The 19,267-nt window shown below is 61.7% G+C and carries 20 protein-coding genes and 1 pseudogene; 14 read left to right on the top strand and 7 right to left on the bottom strand.

The window, feature by feature from the left end; all coding sequences use genetic code 11:
* Positions 1-28: 28 nt before the first annotated feature.
* Together J2X43_RS23710 and J2X43_RS23705 are read right to left on the bottom strand one after the other, a co-directional pair.
* Positions 29-622, bottom strand: a complete 594-nt coding sequence (locus J2X43_RS23710; RefSeq protein WP_310298200.1) for an NUDIX domain-containing protein — start codon at positions 620-622, stop codon at positions 29-31.
* Positions 619-2,742: a molybdopterin oxidoreductase family protein gene (locus J2X43_RS23705; protein ID WP_310298197.1), complete on the bottom strand. Its 2,124-nt coding sequence runs from the start codon at positions 2,740-2,742 to the stop codon at positions 619-621. The genes J2X43_RS23710 and J2X43_RS23705 overlap by 4 nt, the downstream gene beginning before the upstream one ends.
* 83 nt (positions 2,743-2,825) lie before the next feature.
* Between J2X43_RS23705 and J2X43_RS23700 the strand changes: the two genes are divergently transcribed.
* Together J2X43_RS23700 and J2X43_RS23695 are read left to right on the top strand one after the other, a co-directional pair.
* Positions 2,826-3,695, top strand: coding sequence for a 23S rRNA (adenine(2030)-N(6))-methyltransferase RlmJ (locus J2X43_RS23700; protein WP_112517051.1), 870 nt, complete (start codon positions 2,826-2,828; stop codon positions 3,693-3,695).
* Between the two features lie 57 nt (positions 3,696-3,752).
* Positions 3,753-4,346 (top strand): glutathione S-transferase, encoded by a 594-nt coding sequence (locus J2X43_RS23695; RefSeq protein ID WP_112389559.1) that lies wholly within the window; start codon positions 3,753-3,755, stop codon positions 4,344-4,346.
* A 55-nt stretch (positions 4,347-4,401) separates the two neighbouring features.
* Here the strand turns inward: J2X43_RS23695 and J2X43_RS23690 are convergent, their stop codons facing one another.
* Positions 4,402-5,037: an outer membrane protein gene (locus J2X43_RS23690; RefSeq protein ID WP_112389558.1), complete on the bottom strand. Its 636-nt coding sequence runs from the start codon at positions 5,035-5,037 to the stop codon at positions 4,402-4,404.
* Positions 5,038-5,401: 364 nt separating this feature from the next.
* Between J2X43_RS23690 and J2X43_RS23685 the strand changes: the two genes are divergently transcribed.
* From J2X43_RS23685 to J2X43_RS23665, 5 genes are all read left to right on the top strand, one after another.
* On the top strand, positions 5,402-6,169 hold the full coding sequence (locus J2X43_RS23685; RefSeq protein ID WP_310298191.1) for an SDR family oxidoreductase: 768 nt from the start codon (positions 5,402-5,404) through the stop codon (positions 6,167-6,169).
* The gene (gene uvrC / locus J2X43_RS23680) at positions 6,166-8,208 is read left to right on the top strand and encodes an excinuclease ABC subunit UvrC (protein WP_310298188.1); all 2,043 of its coding nucleotides are present in this window, start codon (positions 6,166-6,168) and stop codon (positions 8,206-8,208) included. Before J2X43_RS23685 ends, uvrC begins: the two co-directional genes overlap by 4 nt.
* A gap of 110 nt (positions 8,209-8,318) precedes the next feature.
* Positions 8,319-8,906: a CDP-diacylglycerol--glycerol-3-phosphate 3-phosphatidyltransferase gene (gene pgsA, locus J2X43_RS23675; RefSeq protein WP_112389555.1), complete on the top strand. Its 588-nt coding sequence runs from the start codon at positions 8,319-8,321 to the stop codon at positions 8,904-8,906.
* Positions 8,906-9,160 carry a molybdopterin converting factor subunit 1 gene (gene moaD, locus J2X43_RS23670; RefSeq protein WP_310298185.1) on the top strand — a complete coding sequence of 85 codons (255 nt, stop codon included), beginning with the start codon at positions 8,906-8,908 and terminating at the stop codon, positions 9,158-9,160. The genes pgsA and moaD overlap by 1 nt, the downstream gene beginning before the upstream one ends.
* A gap of 240 nt (positions 9,161-9,400) precedes the next feature.
* The gene (locus tag J2X43_RS23665; RefSeq protein ID WP_310298182.1) at positions 9,401-9,862 is read left to right on the top strand and encodes a molybdenum cofactor biosynthesis protein MoaE; all 462 of its coding nucleotides are present in this window, start codon (positions 9,401-9,403) and stop codon (positions 9,860-9,862) included.
* 23 nt (positions 9,863-9,885) lie between these two features.
* On the opposite strand, the gene J2X43_RS23660 is transcribed toward J2X43_RS23665, so the two are convergent.
* Positions 9,886-10,782: a branched-chain amino acid ABC transporter permease gene (locus J2X43_RS23660; RefSeq protein ID WP_310298179.1), complete on the bottom strand. Its 897-nt coding sequence runs from the start codon at positions 10,780-10,782 to the stop codon at positions 9,886-9,888.
* Positions 10,783-10,849: 67 nt separating this feature from the next.
* On the opposite strand from J2X43_RS23660, the gene J2X43_RS23655 reads away from it, so the two are divergent.
* Both J2X43_RS23655 and J2X43_RS23650 read left to right on the top strand, forming a co-directional pair.
* Positions 10,850-11,395 (top strand): CGNR zinc finger domain-containing protein, encoded by a 546-nt coding sequence (locus J2X43_RS23655; RefSeq protein WP_310298697.1) that lies wholly within the window; start codon positions 10,850-10,852, stop codon positions 11,393-11,395.
* Positions 11,392-11,901 (top strand): hypothetical protein, encoded by a 510-nt coding sequence (locus J2X43_RS23650; protein WP_310298176.1) that lies wholly within the window; start codon positions 11,392-11,394, stop codon positions 11,899-11,901. Before J2X43_RS23655 ends, J2X43_RS23650 begins: the two co-directional genes overlap by 4 nt.
* A gap of 240 nt (positions 11,902-12,141) precedes the next feature.
* Here J2X43_RS23650 and ndk read toward each other — a convergent pair whose 3' ends face one another.
* A complete protein-coding gene (gene ndk / locus J2X43_RS23645; protein ID WP_016553456.1) occupies positions 12,142-12,564 on the bottom strand; it encodes a nucleoside-diphosphate kinase in 423 nt (140 codons plus the stop codon).
* Between the two features lie 84 nt (positions 12,565-12,648).
* Complete coding sequence (locus J2X43_RS23640; protein WP_310298172.1) at positions 12,649-13,338, bottom strand: glutathione S-transferase family protein; 690 nt, start codon at positions 13,336-13,338, stop codon at positions 12,649-12,651.
* Positions 13,339-13,572: 234 nt separating this feature from the next.
* On the opposite strand from J2X43_RS23640, the gene J2X43_RS23635 reads away from it, so the two are divergent.
* The 5 genes and pseudogenes from J2X43_RS23635 (at position 13,573) to J2X43_RS23615 (ending at position 18,797) form a co-directional block, all read left to right on the top strand.
* Positions 13,573-14,619: a GGDEF domain-containing protein gene (locus tag J2X43_RS23635; RefSeq protein WP_310298169.1), complete on the top strand. Its 1,047-nt coding sequence runs from the start codon at positions 13,573-13,575 to the stop codon at positions 14,617-14,619.
* Between the two features lie 50 nt (positions 14,620-14,669).
* Positions 14,670-16,553 (top strand): ABC-F family ATP-binding cassette domain-containing protein, encoded by a 1,884-nt coding sequence (locus J2X43_RS23630; protein WP_310298156.1) that lies wholly within the window; start codon positions 14,670-14,672, stop codon positions 16,551-16,553.
* Between the two features lie 129 nt (positions 16,554-16,682).
* Positions 16,683-17,500: pseudogene (locus J2X43_RS23625) on the top strand (polysaccharide deacetylase family protein).
* Positions 17,501-17,595: 95 nt separating this feature from the next.
* Complete coding sequence (locus J2X43_RS23620) at positions 17,596-18,522, top strand: Gfo/Idh/MocA family oxidoreductase (RefSeq protein WP_310298153.1); 927 nt, start codon at positions 17,596-17,598, stop codon at positions 18,520-18,522.
* A 56-nt stretch (positions 18,523-18,578) separates the two neighbouring features.
* Complete coding sequence (locus J2X43_RS23615; RefSeq protein WP_112390891.1) at positions 18,579-18,797, top strand: hypothetical protein; 219 nt, start codon at positions 18,579-18,581, stop codon at positions 18,795-18,797.
* A 9-nt stretch (positions 18,798-18,806) separates the two neighbouring features.
* Here the strand turns inward: J2X43_RS23615 and J2X43_RS23610 are convergent, their stop codons facing one another.
* Positions 18,807-19,256: a DNA polymerase III subunit chi gene (locus J2X43_RS23610; protein WP_310298150.1), complete on the bottom strand. Its 450-nt coding sequence runs from the start codon at positions 19,254-19,256 to the stop codon at positions 18,807-18,809.
* Positions 19,257-19,267 lie beyond the last annotated feature (11 nt).

Raw genomic sequence — 19,267 nt, 5'->3', positions numbered from 1 at the left:
AAACGCCGAGCGCGCCATTATTTTCCGGCTAACGCCACGTCTCTCTGTTCATCGCCGCCCACTGCAGCAGGATGATCGTCTTCATGTCCAGAATTTCGCCACTTCCGATCATCGCCAGCGCATCATCGAGCGGGACTTCCAGCACTTCGATATCCTCATGCTCCTCCGCCAGTCCGCCGCCATCGGAAACGCGGTCCGACGTGTCGATTTCGGCGGCGAAGAAGTGCACCACTTCGCTGTTGGAACCGGGAGAGCTATAGGCCTTGAACAGGAACCGGACGTCGCGGACCTGAAAGCCGGTTTCTTCCATCGCTTCGCGGCGGATCGCCGCTTCCGGTTCGTCGCCATCCAGCAGACCGGCCGGAGTTTCGAACAGGAAGGGCGCCTCGCCGTGGAGATCCGGCGGCAGGCGGTATTGGCGCACGAGCACAATGGTGCCGCGTCTGGAATCATGGAGCAGGATCGTTGCGGCGGGCGTGCGGTTATAGACCTCGCGGTCGAGGCGGTGGGTGACGCCCTCTGAGTCGGTGTAGTCGATCTTGTACGCGCTGAGCTTGGTCCAGCCCCGCGAGAGCACGGTCTCGCTGACGATTTTCGCGCCAGCCTTCTCGAATTTCGTCATGCGGCGTCCTTGCGTAGCCAGACCTTGTTGTCGTGGACGGCAGCACCGCCATAGGGCGCAACAGGATCGGCGCCGGTCAGGACGTTGATGCCCTCGCCATCGACATGTGCCTTGTTCGGCCACAGTCCCTCGGCGATCAGAACGCCGGCATGCACTTCCTCGGTGACCTTCACGTGGATACGCAGGTCGCCTCTGGTGTTGCCAATACGGACGAGATCACCGGCTTCCAAGCCATGTGCCAGCGCATCCTCAGGATTGACCATCAGTTCCGGGCGTCCCTCCTTCTGCCGCGAGGTCTTGGTCTCGGCGAAGCTCGAATTCAGGAAATTGCGGGCCGGAGAGGTGGCCAGCCGGAACGGATGCTCGGCGTCGGCCAGTTCGATGACATCGACCTGATCCGGAAATTGCGGCAGCTCTTCGTGCGGGCCAAGGGCGCCGACGGCTGCCGGCGGCTTGTTCGGTGCGGCGCCGTTCACCCAGTCCGGGCGGAAATGGAACTTGCCGTCAGCATGGGCGAAGCCGTTGAGGAAATGCGCGTCGTCGAAATCCGGCTGGCGGTCGAACCACTTGTGTTCGAGGAAATAGTCGTAATCGGGAAGATTGCTGTCCTTCAGGACGCGATCGACCATTTCACGCGCCGTGAAGCCGAAGCCCGGGCGATCGGAGACGCCGAGGCGCTTTGCCAGCTCCTCGATGACGAAGAGGTTGCTGCGCACGGTTTCCGGCGGCTCGACGAGCTTGGGGCCGAGCAGGATGTGGTTCTGGCCGCCGGCGCGGTAGATGTCGTCGTGTTCGACGAACATCGTGGCGGGGATGACGATATCGGCCATCTCGGCGGTATCGGTCATGAACTGCTCGTGGACGGCGACAAAGAGATCGTCGCGGGCAAAGCCCTGCTTCACGAGGCGCTGTTCGGGGGCGATATTCACGGGATTGGTGTTCTGGATCAGCATCGCGGTCACCGGGCCACGATGGCGGAGCGCCACGGCATCGCCGGTCAGCGCCCGGCCGATCTGCGACTGGTCGATCATGCGGATATCCGCGTCCTTCATCGACTTTCCGGTCAGTTCCGCGTTGTTCATGCGGAAGATGTCGCTGTTCGAATGGAAGGCGCCGCCGCCCTCGTATTGCCAAGAGCCGAGCACGGTGGCGATCGAGGCAGCCGCATGCATGGCGACCGCGCCGTTGCGCTGGCGGGTAAAGCCGTAGCCGAGGCGGAAGAAGGTCTTCCTGGTCTGGCCGACGAGGGCAGCGAATGCCTCGATTTCCTCGACGGACAGACCGGTGATCGCAGCCGCCCATTCCGGCGTCTTGGTCTTCAGATGCGCTTCGAGACCGGCGGGATCGTCGGCGAATTTCGCCATATAGGCACGGTCGGCATAGCCGTCGCGGAAGGCGACATGCATGACGGCGCAGGCCAGTGCGGCATCGGTGCCGGGCCTGACGATCAGCGCCATATCGGCCTGCTTCATCGTCGGGTTGTCGTAGATATCGACGACGACGATCTTGGCGCCACGCTCCTTGCGCGACTTGATGGCGTGGGTCATGACGTTGACCTGCGTCGCAACCGCATTCGTGCCCCAGATGACGACGCAATCGGTGCGGGCCATCTCGCGGGGATCCGGGCCGCGCAGCGTGCCGGTTGCCATGGTAAAGCCGGTCCAGGCGGGATTGGTGCAGATCGACGAGAAGAAGCCGGAATAGCGCTTGGCGTGGCGCAGGCGCTCGATCGAATCGCGCTGCACCCAGCCCATGGTCCCGGCATAGAAATAGGGCCAGACCGCTTCGCTGCCGTGCCTGGCTTCAGCCTTGACGAAGGCATTGGCGATTTCATCCAGCGCGTCGTCCCAGGAAATCTGCTGCCAGCTCCCCGCCCCCTTGGCGCCCTTGCGGCGCTGCGGGTGCATCAGTCTGTCGGGATGATAGAGCCGCTCGGCATAGCGCGCCACCTTGGCGCAGATGACGCCAGAGGTGTAGCTGTGATCGCCCGCGCCGCGCACGCGCCCGATCCGGCCGTCGTCCGTGATATCAACCTCCAGCGCGCAGGTGGAGGGACAGTCATGGGGACAGGCGGTGTGCCCGACCCGGGATTTGGCGTGAATGGGGGTCGCAATGTTCATGTGATTTCTATATGCCAACCGGAAAGCGGCCAAAAGCCGGAAAGTGCGCCGATCAGGCGAATTCATGACAGGCATCAGCAACGATGAACTACCGCCATATCTATCATGCGGGCAATTTTGCCGATGTGCTGAAACACGCCGTTCAGGCCCGGCTGATCCGCTATCTGCAGAAGAAGGACGCCGCCTTCCGCGTGCTCGACACGCATGGCGGCATCGGTCTCTATGACCTGTCTTCCGAAGAGGCGCAGAAGACCGGCGAATGGCAGACCGGCATCGGCAAACTCATGGAAGCCGATCTAGATCCGCAGGTCGCCGAATTGCTGGAGCCTTATCTCTCGGCGGTTCGCGAGCTCAATCCTGACGGTGGTATCCGCTATTATCCTGGTTCGCCAAAGCTTTCGCGCATGCTGTTCCGGCCGCAGGATCGCTTGTCGGCGATGGAGCTGCATCCCGAGGATTTCGCGCGGCTGCACCGCCTTTTCGAAGGCGATCATCATGTTCGCATCACCGAGCTCGACGGCTGGCTATCGCTCGGCGCGCATCTGCCGCCGAAGGAAAAGCGCGGCATGGTTCTGGTCGATCCGCCGTTCGAAGAGGATGGCGAATACGACCGGCTGGTCGATGGTCTGGTCAAGGGCTATCGCCGTTTTCCGGGCGGCACCTACTGCCTGTGGTACCCGCTGAAGAAGGGCGCGCCAGTCAAGGAATTCCACGAGGCGCTGCAGGCGACCGGCATTCCGAAGATTCTCTGCGCCGAACTCAGCGTGCGCAGCGACCGCGGCATCACCGGGCTGACCGGCTCGGGGCTGATCATCGTCAATCCGCCGTTCACGCTGAAGGACGAGCTGCACCGCATGCTCCCCGCCCTCAAGGATATCATGGCCCAGGACCGCTATGCGTCGCACCGTGCCTTCTGGCTTCGCGGTGAAGAGAAGGCTGTCGCAAACGATTGACCATGACGGCAGCGTGCGGAATAGTCCGCCGCGCCAATGCATTTTCACAGGTGAAACATGAAGCTTCTCTGCGCCACGACATCGCCCTACTCCAGCAAGGTGCGCATGGCGGCGCATTATCTCGAGCTCGATGTCACCGAGATTCGCGTCGACACCAATGCCGGTCCGGCGATCCTCGTCGATAACAATCCGCTCGGAAAGATCCCTACCCTTTTGACCGACGATGGCACGTCGGTTTTCGACAGCATCGCCATCATGCACTATTTCCACCGGCTGAAGAAACGGAAGCTCTATCCGGAAAAGAACGGCAAGCGCACCGAGGCCGAGATTCTCGAAGCGCTCTGCGACGGGATCTGCGACTGCCTGCTGGCGATCGTCTATGAGCGCCGCTTCCGGGATGAGGAAAAAATCCACCAGCCCTGGATCGACCGGCAGTGGAAGAAGGCCGTCAGCGGCCTGAACCATATCAGCGCTCATCCGCCGAAACTTGGCAAGAAGCTGCATGGCGGCCATTTCGCTCTTGCCGCGACGATCGGCTATCTCGATCTGCGCTTCAAGGGACAGTGGGAGGCCGATCACTCGGAACTGATCGGCTGGTTGAGAACATTCGAGAAGAAATTCCCCACCTATTCCGATTTCAAGCCGCAATAATCAGACAAAAAAGCCGGGGCAAAACCCCGGCTTTTTCGTTGATCAGATGATCTGATTAGAACTTCACGCCGATACCGACCTTGACGCTCTGTTCGTCATAGCCGCGCGAAACGTTCGTGCCGCCCAGATTGTAGTCCTTGTCCTGGTAGTCGCTGAAGCGGTATTCGACGCGAGCCGTGATATTGCTCGTGACGAAAGCTTCTGCACCAACGCCGACGGTGTAGCCGTAAGCCATCTTGCTGTCGGAGTCGCCGAGACCGCTAACCTTGTTGTTGGTCGCAGCCAGACCGGCCGTGCCGTACAGCAGGAAGGGGTTCAGGTCGTAACCGACGCGGCCACGAACGGAGCCGTTGAAACGGTTCTTTTCGGTGATGCCGCCAGCCGAGTGATCAAGGCCGGAATAGCCGAGGTCGGCTTCAACACCGTAAACGATCTGGCCAGCCTGCCAGTTGTAGCCCGTGTAGAGCTGACCGCCCATGGCGTAGCCGTTACGGCTGTTGTTGAAGTCACCCATGTTGTAGGTGCCTGCACCGCCGAGGTAGAAGCCTTCCCAGTTACCGGCCGGGGTAACCGGCTCGTTCTGGGCTACCGGAGCTTCCGGGACCTGGTCAACTGCATCGGCAGCGTTTGCAGCGGTGAAGCCGGCTACGACGAAGGCAGAAGCCATCAGGCTAGCAATGAGTGTACGCATACTTGTCTCCTTTCAGTCCCGCGCTCTTCGTCAACTGTTTTACACCGAAGCATTCGCGAGCAATTACTAGATGTCCCTCTCGGATCGAGGGTGAAAGTGGAGCCCAATTGCGGATTTGAAAGAGCCAAATTGTGAAATGATTGTGGCGGCGGGGTGGCTGAAATTCGATGTTGCTATAGCGCAACAGACTATTTGTTAACCATAACGAATGGTTAAATCATGAATACTTATTTTACTGATCGATATTCTCAAATAATACATAGAATATCGCCACCCACAACGCAATCGCGGCACCCTATTTATCTAATGTGTACCCGCCCCTATATAGGAAGCACCTAGACTCACGGGTTACGAAGGCAAGCTTTTGAGCGAGAAGAGACTTAGGGCAGCCCTGATAACGGGTGCAGCCAAAAGAATAGGACGCGCCATTGCCAAGGATTTGGCAGATAACGGCTTTTCGGTTGCCATCCATGCCAACGGCTCGCTCGCCGAGGCGGAGGAGTTTGCGGCGGAATTGCGGCAAAGCGGTCATCGGGCCGTTGCGGTCCAGGGCGACCTCACAAAAATAAATGAGACGGAAAAGCTGATTCAAAAGGCCTCCGACGCGCTTGGACCGCTCGATCTGCTCGTCAACAACGCCTCGATTTTCCACGAGGATTCGCTGCGGGCCTTCGATGCCGGGATATGGGAAGAGCATTTTGCCGTCCATCTCAGGGCGCCGTCGATTCTGGCTGCGAAATTCGCCGAGCAGCTGCCGCAGGCTGCCGATGGACTGATCGTCAACATCATCGACCAGCGCGTCTGGGCGCTCCGGCCGAGCTTCTACTCCTATACGCTGTCGAAATCGGCACTCTGGACGGCGACGCAAACCATGGCCCAGGCGCTGGCGCCGCGCATCCGGGTCAATGCCATCGGCCCCGGCCCGTCGATTCCAAGTGAGCGTCAGCTGCAAGAAGACTTCCAAGCGCAGGTCGCAGCCCTTATCTTGAAGAGGGGTCCTGAACTGGAGGAATTCGGACGGACGATTCGTTTTCTGTTCGAAACGCCCTCGGTCACAGGCCAGATGATTGCACTCGACGGCGGCCAGCATCTTGCGTGGCAGACGCCAGATGTGCTGGAGATCAAGGAATGAATGCCAAGAAGCTGCCGGATGGCGGTGTTCTTTATGACGAAATCGACGAAACGGATGACGATATCGAGGTGGAGGGCGAACCTTCCGCCGCGCCGATCTCTGCCGGCATCGACTGGAACGAGGGCGGGATCAACGAGACCGGCCTGACCGGCCAGGAGCTGATCGGCGAATTCGTCAAGCGGCTGCCGAACAGCCCGGGCGTCTATCGCATGTTCAATGCCGATGGCGACGTGCTCTATGTCGGCAAGGCGCGCAGCCTGAAGAAGCGCGTCAGCAACTATGCGATGGGGCGCGTCCACTCGAACCGCATCGCCCAGATGGTCCGCCAGACGGCCCATATGGAATTCGTCACCACCCGCACCGAAATCGAGGCGCTGCTTCTCGAAGCGAATCTGATCAAGCGCTTGCGGCCGCGCTTTAATGTGCTGCTACGCGACGATAAGTCGTTTCCCTATATCCTGATCACTGGGGATCACCGGGCACCGGCGATCTTCAAGCATCGCGGCGCGCGTGCCCGCAAGGGCGAGTATTTCGGCCCCTTCGCCTCTGCCGGCGCCGTCGGGCGGACGATCAATTCGCTGCAGCGCGCCTTCCTGATCCGCACCTGTACCGACAGCGTCTTCGAGACGCGCACCCGCCCCTGTCTGCTCTACCAGATCAAGCGCTGTTCGGGTCCCTGCACCCACGAGGTCAGCGATGCCGGCTATGGCGAGCTGGTGCAGGAGGCGAAGGACTTTCTCTCCGGCAAAAGCCAGAAGGTGAAGGCGCATATGGCGGAAGCCATGAATGCCGCCGCCGAGGATCTCGATTTCGAGCGCGCCGCCGTCTATCGCGATCGCCTCGCCTCGCTGTCGCATGTCTCCAGCCACCAGGGTATCAATCCGGCCGGTGTCGACGAGGCCGATGTCTTCGCCATCCACCACGAAGGCGGGATTTCCTGCATCCAGGTGTTCTTCTTCCGCACCGGACAGAACTGGGGCAACCGCGCCTATTTCCCCAAGGCCGACCCGCAGCTCTCAAGCGCCGAAGTGCTGAGCGCGTTCCTGGCGCAGTTCTACGACGACAAGCCGGTGCCGAAGCAGATCATGCTGTCGGAGACCGTCGACGAGATGGAGCTTTTGTCCGCGGCACTCGGCGAAAAAGCCGGACACAAGGTTTCGATCCTCGTGCCGCAGCGTGGCGAGAAGCGCGACCTGGTCGATCACGTCGTCGGCAATGCCCGCGAGGCGCATGGGCGCAAGCTCGCCGAAACCGCATCGCAGTCGCGGCTGCTCGATGGCTTCAAGACAACCTTCAACCTTCCCTATGTGCCGCAGCGCGTCGAGATCTACGACAACTCGCATATCATGGGCACCAATGCCGTCGGCGGCATGGTGGTCGCGGGGCCTGAGGGTTTCGTCAAGAACCAGTACCGGAAGTTCAACATCAAATCGACCGACATCACCCCCGGAGACGACTTCGGGATGATGAAGGAAGTGATGACCCGGCGCTTCTCGCGGCTGATCAAGGAAGAAGGCATTCCTGATCGTTCGCAGCCCGTTGCTGCCGGCATCGACGCCGCCGACATGCCCTTCCCGGCCTGGCCGGACGTTATTCTCATCGACGGCGGCCAGGGACAGATGACGGCTGTCAGGGCGATCCTCGAAGAACTCGGCATCACCGACAGCGTCATCGCCATCGGCGTCGCCAAGGGTGTCGACCGCGAAGCAGGGCGCGAACGCTTCTTTCCGCCGGGCAAGGAAAGCTTCTCGCTGCCGCCGCGCGATCCGGTGCTATATTTCATCCAACGCATGCGCGACGAGGCGCACCGCTTCGCGATCGGTTCGCACCGGGCGCGGCGCAAGAAGGAGATGGTCAAGAACCCGCTCGACGAGATCGGCGGCATCGGGCCGTCGCGCAAGCGCGCGCTGCTGCAGCATTTCGGCACCGCCAAGGCCGTCTCGCGCGCCGCGCTTTCGGATCTGATGGCGGTCGAGGGCATTTCGGAGGCGGTCGCCAAGGTGGTCTACAATCATTTTCACGACGACGCCGCGAAATAGGCTGTCACGGTCGCAAATTCCACGCAAAGGACAGCGAAAACCAGAAAGAATGTTGACGGTCGAGGGCCAAAGCCGTCATCTACGGGCACATCATTTCAGAGAACAGATTCATGGCATCGCGCGCATACAATATCCCGAACCTGCTGACCTACGGACGCATTCTTGCGGTGCCGCTGATCGTCATCTGCTTCTTCGTCGAGGGACGGCTGCAGAGCTCGGATCTCGCCCGCTGGGTCGCCTTCTGGATCTTCGTCATCGCCTCGGTTACCGACTTTCTCGATGGCTATCTGGCGCGCATCTGGAACCAGACATCGAATATCGGCCGCATGCTCGATCCGATCGCCGACAAGCTGCTGGTCGCCTCGATCCTGCTGCTGGTTGCCGCCGACGGTACGATTGCCGGCTGGTCGATCTGGGCGGCTATCATCATTCTCTGCCGCGAAATCCTGGTCTCCGGTCTGCGCGAATATCTGGCGGCGCTGAAGGTCAGCGTTCCCGTGACGCGGATCGCCAAGTGGAAGACGACGTTGCAGCTGGTCGCCATCGCCTTCCTGCTGGCGGGCCCGGCCGGCGACGCCGTGCTGCCCTACACGACGCAGATCGGTATCGGCCTTCTCTGGGTCGCCGCCATCCTGACGATCTATACCGGCTACGACTATTTCCGCGCCGGCCTGAAGCATATCGTGGACGAAGAGTGATGACGCGTCTCGTCTATTTCGCCTGGGTGCGCGAGCGGATCGGCAAGAGCGAAGAAGAGATCGACCTCCCCGCCTCCGTCGTCACCGTCGCCGATCTTCTGAGTCATCTGAAAGGCTTGGGCGAAGAGTATGAGACCGCGCTTCAATATGAAAACGTTATCCGCGTGGCGCTCGACCAGGAGCATGTGGAGCACGACGAACCGATCGGTACGCCCCGCGAGATCGGGATCTTTCCGCCGATGACGGGTGGGTGAGAAGCGACGACTGCTCGCACCCGGAAAGCTGATGATGGGCAGGATCGCACACCCCAATCTCCCCCTCGTTCCTGTGCTTGTCACAGGAATCCAGTGCGCCCAAGTCCTTGGGCGCGAGAGACATTTGTCTTCGTTCGGAGTCATTCACCGCGCAGACGCGCGGTGGCTGGATTCCTGTGACAAGCACAGGAATGAGGGAGAATCTGGCGAGCCCAGCGGATCAAGGCGAGAACTGCACCAATGACCACCTCCCCCACCATCCGCGTCCAGCGCGAAGACTTCGACCTGCAGCGCGAGCTCGACCTGCTCTCCAAGAACAACCCCGGCATCGGCGCCATCGTCACCTTCACCGGCCTCTGCCGCGACGAAGGGGGAACGCTGTCGGCCCTGGAGCTGGAACATTACCCCGGCATGGCCGAGGCCGAGATGCTGCGTATCGCCAATCTCGCGATCGAGCGCTTCGCCCTCAAGGGCCTGACCGCTATCCACCGTTTCGGCAAGATCGCCGCCGGTGAGAATATCGTCCTCGTCATCGCCGCCGCCCCGCATCGGCAAGCGGCCTTCGACGGCGCCAATTTCGTCATGGATTACCTGAAGACGTCTGCTCCCTTCTGGAAGAAGGAGCATGGCAAGGACGGCAAGACAGGCGAATGGATCGCCGCCAAGGACAGTGACGATGCCGCCCGCGACAAGTGGAAGTGACCGGGCTTCTTGCCTGAACGGCTCTAGGGAATCGCCCGCTCGCGCCTGCTCATGACCAACAGGAAGACCAGCAGCGAAAAGACGACGAAGTCGCGCCAGAGGAACGGGCCGTAGGCCGTCCAGAGGGTTTCGGCAAAGCCGATGCCCGCTGCCCCGCCCGCCGATTTCAGCGGATCGGAATAGCCGCCCGCGGCCGAAATCATCAGCACCTTGAGGCCGAACAGCAGGCCGGCGCCGAAGTCCATCGAGCCGTAATAGAAGGTGGTGAGGATGCCGCAGACCGTCGCCACGAAGGCAGCGGCGACGTAAGCGACAAGGAATACCTTGCTGGCGCTGGTGCCGCAGAGTTCGGCGGCCATGGGATCGTCGGTGACGGCCCGCCAGATGCGCCCGAGAGAGGTGCGGCGCAGGATCAGCGTTCCCGTCGCGATCAGCAGCATCATCAATCCGGTATTGAGCAGCTGGATATAGGTCAGCGTCACCTTGAAGGCCGCGTCGCTCCAGAACACCACAGTGCCGTTCAGCAGCGGCGGCAGCCAGATCTCGCGGGTCTCCGACGCCAGCCTTGCGGTCTCCATCAACAGGATGGTGACGCCGAGTGCGGCGACGATCACGGTGTTGGCGGAACGGCGCACCAGCGGCTGCATGATGCTGCGGCCGATCCAGAAACCGGTCAGCAGCGAATAAAGGAACGACATGGCAACGCCGATCGCCAGTGCAGCGGGCAGGACCAGCCACAGGCGGTTATAGGCGAAGTCGGTGAACAGCAGCAGCATCTGCCCGGCAAAGGCGAACATCGCGCCATAGGTGATGTCGGCACGCTTGGTGACGCCGAAGGCGATCGCATAGCCGAAGGCCAGCGCGGCGTAGAGTGCCGCAAGAGGCACCGCATTCGCCAGCTGCTGCAGAAGATAGGCCATTCCAGTCCTCCGGATTTCCGGTAAAATAATAACTGGCAAAATGGCTTTTACCAGTTATATTTTCATCATGAGCTTCACCTGGACCCAACACCGCTTTTCCGGAGGCGCGCTCGCGCTTGATGTCGCCAACAGCGTGATCCTGCGTCATAACGCCGGGCAGAGCATCGATCGCTTCGCAACACCTGATCAGCTCGACAGCTTCCCGGCCGCGGCGGCTGCGTTTTGCGCCGAGCGGGCTCTGTTCGGTGATATGATGCCAGTCAAAGCAGCGAACCGCCCGGCCTTCATTGGCCTCCGCGAAGCTACCGACCGCTATTTCCGCAGCCGCGTGGCCGGTGAGAATGATAATGGCCTTCTGGCCGAGTTGCTCGAGCGGATTGCCGCCGCATTGCGCGGGGCCGCGCCCGGCGGGCTCGACGCGGCAACGGCGCATTCGGCACTGCGGCTGATCGCCATGCCCGATCCCGAGAGAATGAAGATCTGCCGCAACTGCGGCTGGCTGTTCATCGACCGCAGCAAGAACAGAAGCCGTGCCTGGTGCGACATGACCGTCTGCGGCAACCGGGCGAAGGCCAGCCGCCACTACCGGCGCAAGAAGGAGGAGACGCCATGAAGATCAACGCGATTGCCGCGCTCGGCCTTTCGGCCCTGCTGATCGCAGGCTGCCAGCGCGAGATGGAGAAGATGGTCGAGGTATCCGGCCACATCTTCGTCTTCAACTACCGTGTGGCGACCGCCACCTATCTGGTGACGCTGCGCAAGACCTCGCCGATCCCTGACGGCACTGTGGCGATCGCCGAATTCGAAAACCCGGCGGGCGGCGATCCGATCGTGCTGCAGGAAAAGATCTTCCCCGCCTGGGACAAGATCACGCTGCAGAGCCCGGCGATCCATTGCGTGCGCAAGGACAAGCCTTACGGGGCCAAGATCAAGCTGGTGGCCGCCGACGGCAAGACGCTGCAGGAACTGCAGACGCAGTTCGTCTCCGATGTCGATCAGGCGGCGATGCTGCCCAGCAAGCCGCTGGTGGTCGGGCCGTTTTATACGAAGAACCCGGAGGTGTTTAAGGCCGACGGGACGGTGGATTATTCGAATACGGACAAGTGCCCGGCGGCTTGAGAGCGTCGCGCCCGTGGCCCCCTCATCCGCCCTTCGGGCACCTTCTCCCCGCTGGGGAGAAGGGAACAAGCCGCAACCTCTCCGTCCCTTCTCCCCTCGGGGAGAAGGTGGCCCGATAGGGCCGGATGAGGGGGCCGCGGGCACCAAACTCAAGGCATCAGCTCAAACAAAAAGCCGGAGCAAAAGCCCCGGCTTCATGAGTCATTTCAATCACATCAGCCCTCAGGCTGACATTCCGATTCAGCCGACGATTTCGGTGTCGGAGAACCAGTACTTGATTTCCTGGGCAGCGGTCTCAGGAGCGTCCGAACCGTGAACCGAGTTCTCGCCGATCGACAGGGCGTGAACCTTGCGGATCGTGCCTTCATCAGCGTTTGCCGGGTTGGTTGCGCCCATGATTTCGCGGTTCTTCAGGATGGCGCCTTCGCCTTCCAAAACCTGAACGATGGTCGGGCCGGAGGTCATGCCTTCGACGAGTTCGCCGAAGAACGGGCGTTCCTTGTGAACGGCGTAAAAGCCTTCAGCTTCGCGCTTGCTCATCCAGACGCGCTTGGAAGCGACGACGCGGAGGCCGGCATCTTCGAGCATCTTGGTGATAGCGCCCGTGAGGTTGCGCTTCGTTGCGTCCGGCTTGATCATCGAAAAGGTGCGTTCAATCGCCATTGGGTCAAATCCTCTGGTTTAGCGGGGAAAAGTGGGCGGTCTTTACCCGCCCCAACTCCCGAAAACAAGGGGGACGCGGCAATTTCACGCCGCTGTCACACCGCGCGCCCTGCCACCATGCAGGTCGAGGCAGCGATCGAGCCATGCGACGACCGGGTCATCGGCTGATAGCATCGACAATCCCGCCGTCACCCGCAGCCACTGCAGGGCGCCGAAGACGATGTAATCGGCAAAGAGCGGGCTCTCGCCGCCGATGAAGGGCTGGAACTTCAGCATGTGGCGCATCGGCTCGAGTTTGGCGGCAAAGGCCGCCTCCTCGGCGGCACGGTCCGCGACGACATCCTCGAGCTTGCGGCCAAGCCGCTCTTCGCGGCTTTGGCGGAAATAGGCCTTATCGCCTTCGTCAAGCGCGCCGTGAATGTCCATCAGCGCCATCTTCATGATCGCCGTGTGGATCACCATCTGCGAATAGCCTTCGACCATGCGCGACAGTGCCTTGCCGCCCTCGCCGCCGAAGAGCGACGGCCGGTCGGGATAGGCATCCTCGAGATAGAGCGCGATGGCAAAACTGTCGGAGACCAGATGGCCGTTGTCATCGAGCACCGGCAGGGTCGGCGAGAAACCGCCGCCGATCCTGGTGATGCCGGCATAGGTCGTCGGAATCTCGTCGAAGGCCAGCCCCTTGTGCGCCAGCGCCATCACGGCCTTCCAGCAATGCGGCGAGAAGAAATGCTGCGGGCGGGCGCCGCAGAGGGAATAGAGCGCAAGGGTCATGGCCGTCCTCTTGTGAATATCAGCCGCATTTCACGGCAAAGCGGCGCCGGGATCAAATGACGAAATCTGATGGGCGTCATCAGCTTCGGTGCTCGGCGCTTCAAGGTTGTATTAACCGCATTTGCGCCTTTCCGGCGGTGAAGAGCCGGAGATACTGAAAATTCAAGCTATTTTAAAATCTGCGGCGCATAGCGAAAGGATAAGCCGCCGCTAAAGCAAAGCCAGGGAACGGTGATGCAGAACACAACCAGAAATGCAGCACAGCGCGAGGGCGCCCGCCCTGGCCCGCAAAACGATGCCCAGAAGATCGCCGAGCATATGGCGCGACTGAACATCGCTGGCCTGCCGCGGAATTACGAACTGCTGCACGAAGCCGTCTGCGGCCGCAACACGGCGCTTGCCACCGATATTTCCGCCCTCGGCAACCATCCGGCTCAGGCGCGGCTCGATGAACTCGGCCTCAAATACCGCCTCGTCAGCCATTGCGGCCTTGCCGCCGAAACCGCGGGCACCGAAGCGAGCAAGCTGTTGCGCGAAGCCGCCGACCGGCTGTCGGATGGGCTGAAGCAGAAATATGCCTTCGCGCGCGCCGCCGAAACGCTGCTGCAATCGCTCTCCGGCAATTCCGAACAGGGTCTCGATGCCTTCATGAGCGAGATGGAATATCTCGCCTCCTCGCTGGCGTCGGTGCTCGCCGCCGAGACCGAACTCGAAGCCAAGCTGCTCTCCGATGTCGAACGCATCGAGGCGCTGGAGCGCGGCGTGGCCGCCGTGCAGGCTGCCTCGGTCACCGATCCGCTGACCGGCCTGCCGAACCGCATCGCGCTCACCAATGCCATCGGCGAGCTCTACGAGCGTGACGAAGGGGCTGCCGGCAGCGCGCTTATCATGGTCGATATCGACGACTTCCGGCAGCTGAATGCCAAATATGGCGTGCAGGCCGGCAACAAGCTGATGAAGAAGCTGAGCAACCTGTTCCGCAAGTCGATCAAGAAAAACGACTTCGTCTCGCGTACCGAGGGCGATGAGTTCGCCTTCATCTTCGCCAATGTCGGCATGCGCGACGCTATTGCAATTGCCGAGCGGCTGCGCCAGTCGGTCGAAGAGAACATGGTATTCGCGACGACGGACAAATCCGATCCGGGGACGCTCAGCATCTCGCTCGGCATCGCGCTCAGCGGCGATGCGGCAACCGGCGCGCAGCTACAAGCCAATGCCCGCGTGGCGCTGCTCGCCGCCCAATCCAACCGCCGCCAGCCCATCCAGGCCTTCGGCCGCTGACGGCGTCTGACCCCTTGCCTTGACCGGCTGTTTCGGCCAAAACGCCGCGCATGATCACTATCACTGAAATCTCTGCCCGCATTGCCGGGCGCCTGCTTCTCGACCATGCCAGCGTGACGCTTCCGGCGGGCACCAAGGCCGGCCTTGTCGGGCGCAATGGCGCGGGCAAATCGACGCTCTTCCGCATCATCACCGGCGATCTCGGCGCCGAGACCGGGTCGGTCTCGATCCCCAAGAACGCCCGCATCGGCCAGGTGGCGCAGGAAGCGCCCGCCACCGAGCAGTCGCTGATCGAAATCGTGCTGTCGGCCGATAAGGAACGCGCAGCACTTCTCAAGGAAGCCGAAACGGCGACCGACGCCCATCGCATCGCCGAAATCCAGACGCGCCTCGTCGATATCGACGCACACTCGGCCGAAGCGCGCGCTGCCAGCATTCTGGCCGGTCTCGGCTTCAACCAGGAAGCCCAGCTCAGGCCCGCCGCCTCCTTCTCCGGCGGCTGGCGCATGCGCGTGGCGCTTGCCTCGGTGCTGTTTGCCGAGCCCGACCTGCTTTTGCTCGACGAGCCGACCAACTATCTCGACCTCGAAGGAACGATGTGGCTGGAAGACTATGTGCGGCGCTATCCGCACACCGTCATCGTCATCAGCCATGACCGCGACATGCTGAACAACGCGGTCAATTCGATCGTCCATCTCGACCAGAAGAAGCTGACCTTCTATCGCGGCGGCTACGACCAGTTCGAGCGCCAGAAGGCGGAAGCCGACGAATTGCAGATGAAGGCCAAGGCGAAGAACGATGCGGCGCGCAAGCACCTGCAGAGCTTCATCGACCGCTTCAAGGCCAAGGCCTCCAAGGCCCGGCAGGCGCAGTCGCGCGTCAAGGCGCTGGAGCGCATGGGAACGGTTGCCGCCGTGATCGAGGATCACGTCCAGCCGATCACCTTCCCCGAGCCCGAAAGACAGCCGGCCTCACCGATCGTCGCCATCCAGGGCGGCGCCGTCGGCTACGAACCCGGCAAGCCGATCCTCAAGAACATCACGCTGCGCATCGACAATGACGATCGCATCGCCCTGCTCGGCTCGAACGGCAACGGCAAGTCGACCTTTGCAAAGTTCATCTCCGGACGCCTGGCGCCTGACGGTGGCGAGCTGAAAGTGGCATCGAACCTGAAGATCGGCTTCTTCGCCCAGCACCAGCTGGACGACCTCGTTCCCAACGAGACGCCGGTCGAGCATGTGCGCCGGCTGATGCCGACTGAACCCGAGGCCAAGGTCCGCGCCCGCGTGGCGCAGATGGGACTGGCGACCGAAAAGATGGCAACGGCCGCAAAGGATCTCTCCGGTGGCGAGAAGGCGCGGCTGCTGATGGGGCTGGCTGCCTTCCATGCGCCGAACCTGCTCATCCTCGACGAACCGACCAACCACCTCGATATCGACAGCCGCCGGGCGCTGATCGAGGCGCTGAACGACTATGAAGGCGCCGTTATCCTGATCTCGCACGACCGCCACCTGATCGAGGCGACCGTCGACCGGCTCTGGCTCGTCAACAACGGCACCGTTTCGAGCTTCGACGGCGACATGAACGAGTATCGCGACCTGATCGTCTCCTCCGGCAAGAAGAAGGACGACAAGCCGCAGAATGCCGACGATCCGGCGACTAAGGCCGAACAGCGCAAGCTGAACGCCGACAAGCGCGCCTCCTTTGCGCCGCTGAAGAAAAAGATCAACGAAATCGAATCGTTGACGGCCAAGCTGGAGAAACAGATTCAGGCGCTTGATGCAGAGCTTGCGGATCCAGCGCTCTACGAGAAGACGCCGGCAAAGGCGGCCGAGAAGGCCAAGCAGCGCGGCGAGACGGCAGCGAAACTGGCCGCAGCCGAGGAGCAGTGGCTGGAACTCTCCTCCGAATACGAAGAGGCCATGGCAGGATAGCCATAGACCCCTGAAAAGGCCGCGGCAGAACGGCACAAGTTAACGCCCGGGCATCCGATTTAAACCGATCGTTAACCATAATTCGAAAGGTTGTCTCAACATTCATTACTGATTTGTTGAGCCCCTTTCATGTCCCGTATCGCCCTTCTTTCGAGTGTCCTCATCTCGCTTGCCCTTTGCGGCTGCCAGACGACCAAGCAGCCTGCTCCCGACAAGACGGTCAAGACGTCTTCGATCAAGACCGAAGAGAGCGAAGCCGGTTTCCCGAAGCCCGCCAATCTGGCCTTCGGCGAAAGCCACCATCTAGCCGGCCGCGTGCTGACGGTTTCCTCGCTGAAGGATTTGAAGCTCGAGCCGAAGGAAGTCGTGCCTTCCTTCGACGACGGCCCGATCCCCGGCCGGACCGACCGGGTGCTGGCAACGCTCGACCGCTTCGGCGTCAAGGGCGCCTTCATGATGGTCGGCGAGATGCCGCACTGCATCCGGAATTGGCGCGCCGCGTTGCCATGGAAGGCAATACGATCGGCAGCCACACCTACAAACACCCGAACCTCAACACGCTGTCCTTCGACCAGGCGATCGCCGAGATCACCCGCGGCGAGGCTGCCGTGACCAAGGCAACCGGCACCGACGTCAATTTCTTCCGCTTCCCCTATCTCGCCGACAGCCGCAAGCTTCGCGGTGCCGTCGCGGCGCGCGAGATGATCGTCATGGATGTCGATGTCGATACCAAGGATTATTTCACCTCGACGCCGGAACAGGTTGCCGATCGCGCGATGAACCGGCTTCGCCAGCGCGGCCGCGGCATCATCCTGATGCACGACATCCACAAGCGCACCGCGGCGATGCTCCCTGCCCTGCTCGCGCGGCTGGAAGCCGAGGGCTACAAGGTGGTGACGCTGAAGTACAAGAAAGATAGCCGCGCCGTCGAAATGGCCTCGCTTTGAGGGTGACATGACGGCTTGCCCGGCTGTAGCATTCTGATAAAACAAGCGCCCAATAAATCATACTTTTGAGCGAAACACCGGAGCGAACACCCGTCATGTCCCCCATCAACCTCGCCATCGTCGGCGTCGGCAAGATCGTCCGCGACCAGCATCTTCCTTCCATCGCCAAGAATGCCGATTACAAGCTCGTTGCCACTGCGAGCCGCCATGGCACCGTGGATGGCATCCAGAGCTTCACGACGATCGAAGCGATGCTGGCAGCGGTTCCGGAGATCGACGCCGTCTCGCTCTGCATGCCGCCGCAATACCGCTATGAAGCGGCGTACAAGGCGCTTTCTGCAGGCAAGCACGTTTTCCTCGAAAAGCCGCCGGGCGCAACGCTGAGCGAAGTGGCAGACCTCGAAGCGCTGGCCGCCAAGAAGGGTGTCTCGCTGTTTGCCAGCTGGCACTCGCGCTATGCCGCAGCCGTCGAGGCCGCCAGGGACTTTCTCGCCAAGACCGAGATCAACAACGTCCACGTCATCTGGAAGGAAGATGTCCGTCACTGGCATCCGAACCAGGACTGGATCTGGCAGGCAGGTGGCCTCGGCGTTTTCGACCCCGGCATCAACGCACTGTCGATCGTCACCCACATCCTGCCGCGGGCGATCTTCCTTACCGGCGCAACGCTGGAATTCCCTGAGAACCGCGATGCGCCGATCGCTGCCGACCTGCATTTCCGCGACGCCGGAGCGATGACCGTCCACGGCGAACTCGACTGGCGCCAGACCGGCAAGCAGAGCTGGGACATCATCGCCGAGACCTCAGCGGGCCGGATGGAACTTGCCGAAGGCGGCTCGAAGCTCTCGGTCAACGGCGAACTGACGTTCTCCGCACAGGAAGAGGAATATCCGTCGCTCTACCGTCGCTTTGCCGAGATCATCAAGGCCGGCCAGTCCGACGTCGATCTGGCACCGCTGCGCCATGTTGCCGACGCTTTCATGCTCGGCAAGCGCAAGTTCGTGGAAGCCTTCGACGATTGATCACAGGGCACTGCGGCGTCTGAGCGCCGCATCTCTATCTGAAAGCGAGGGCGGAGATGGCCGAAAGCAAAGCGGAAATGACCGCCCTCCTCAAGGAAGTCGCCGACAGCCCGAAGCGCGACAACAGCGCCTATCACGCCGCCATGGCCGAGGCCCGGCACGCCTTCGAGAAGGCCGAAGCCGCACTCGGCGGGCCGGTGACGCTGAAAACCAAGGCAAAGCTGAAGCGCAACGGCGACTATGTCGTGAAGTGGACGTTCAAGCGGGACGGCTGAGCGGCGCGGCTACGCCTTCTTCTCCCAGCGCCCCTCCGGCGTCTGCTGCCAGTATGTCAGGGTATGCCCCTCGCCCTTCAGCTTCTTCCACTGGGCCCGCGCGCCTTCAAGCTGCTCCTGATCGTAACCGTCGAACATGAAGACGATCCGCTCGTAGGGATCGGCCACCGGCGGCTCGGCGCCATCGACGATGAAGCGGACCGTTGCCTGATTGGCGTTGTCGCCGGTCACCGTCAGGAGCACAGGCTGGCTTGCGGCCTGCTCGGTCTCATCCGTGCCGTGCGGCAGGAAGCTTTCTTCACGGTAGGTCCAGAGATGCGCATCGAGCGCATCACGCCGCGCCGGCTCCTTGAGCTGGATGGCAACACGCCAGCCGCGCTCGACGCTCTTGTCGACGAGCGGCGGCAGGGCGTCCTCCAGCTTGGATTCCGTCAGATGGTAGAAAAGGACTTCGGTCATGCCTGCATTCT

The organism is Rhizobium sp. BE258, from assembly GCF_031457345.1.
Classification (GTDB): Bacteria; Pseudomonadota; Alphaproteobacteria; order Rhizobiales; family Rhizobiaceae; genus Rhizobium.
The sequence above is the reverse complement of the archived record's forward strand: the minus strand, read 5'-3'. Positions and strand labels throughout refer to the sequence as shown.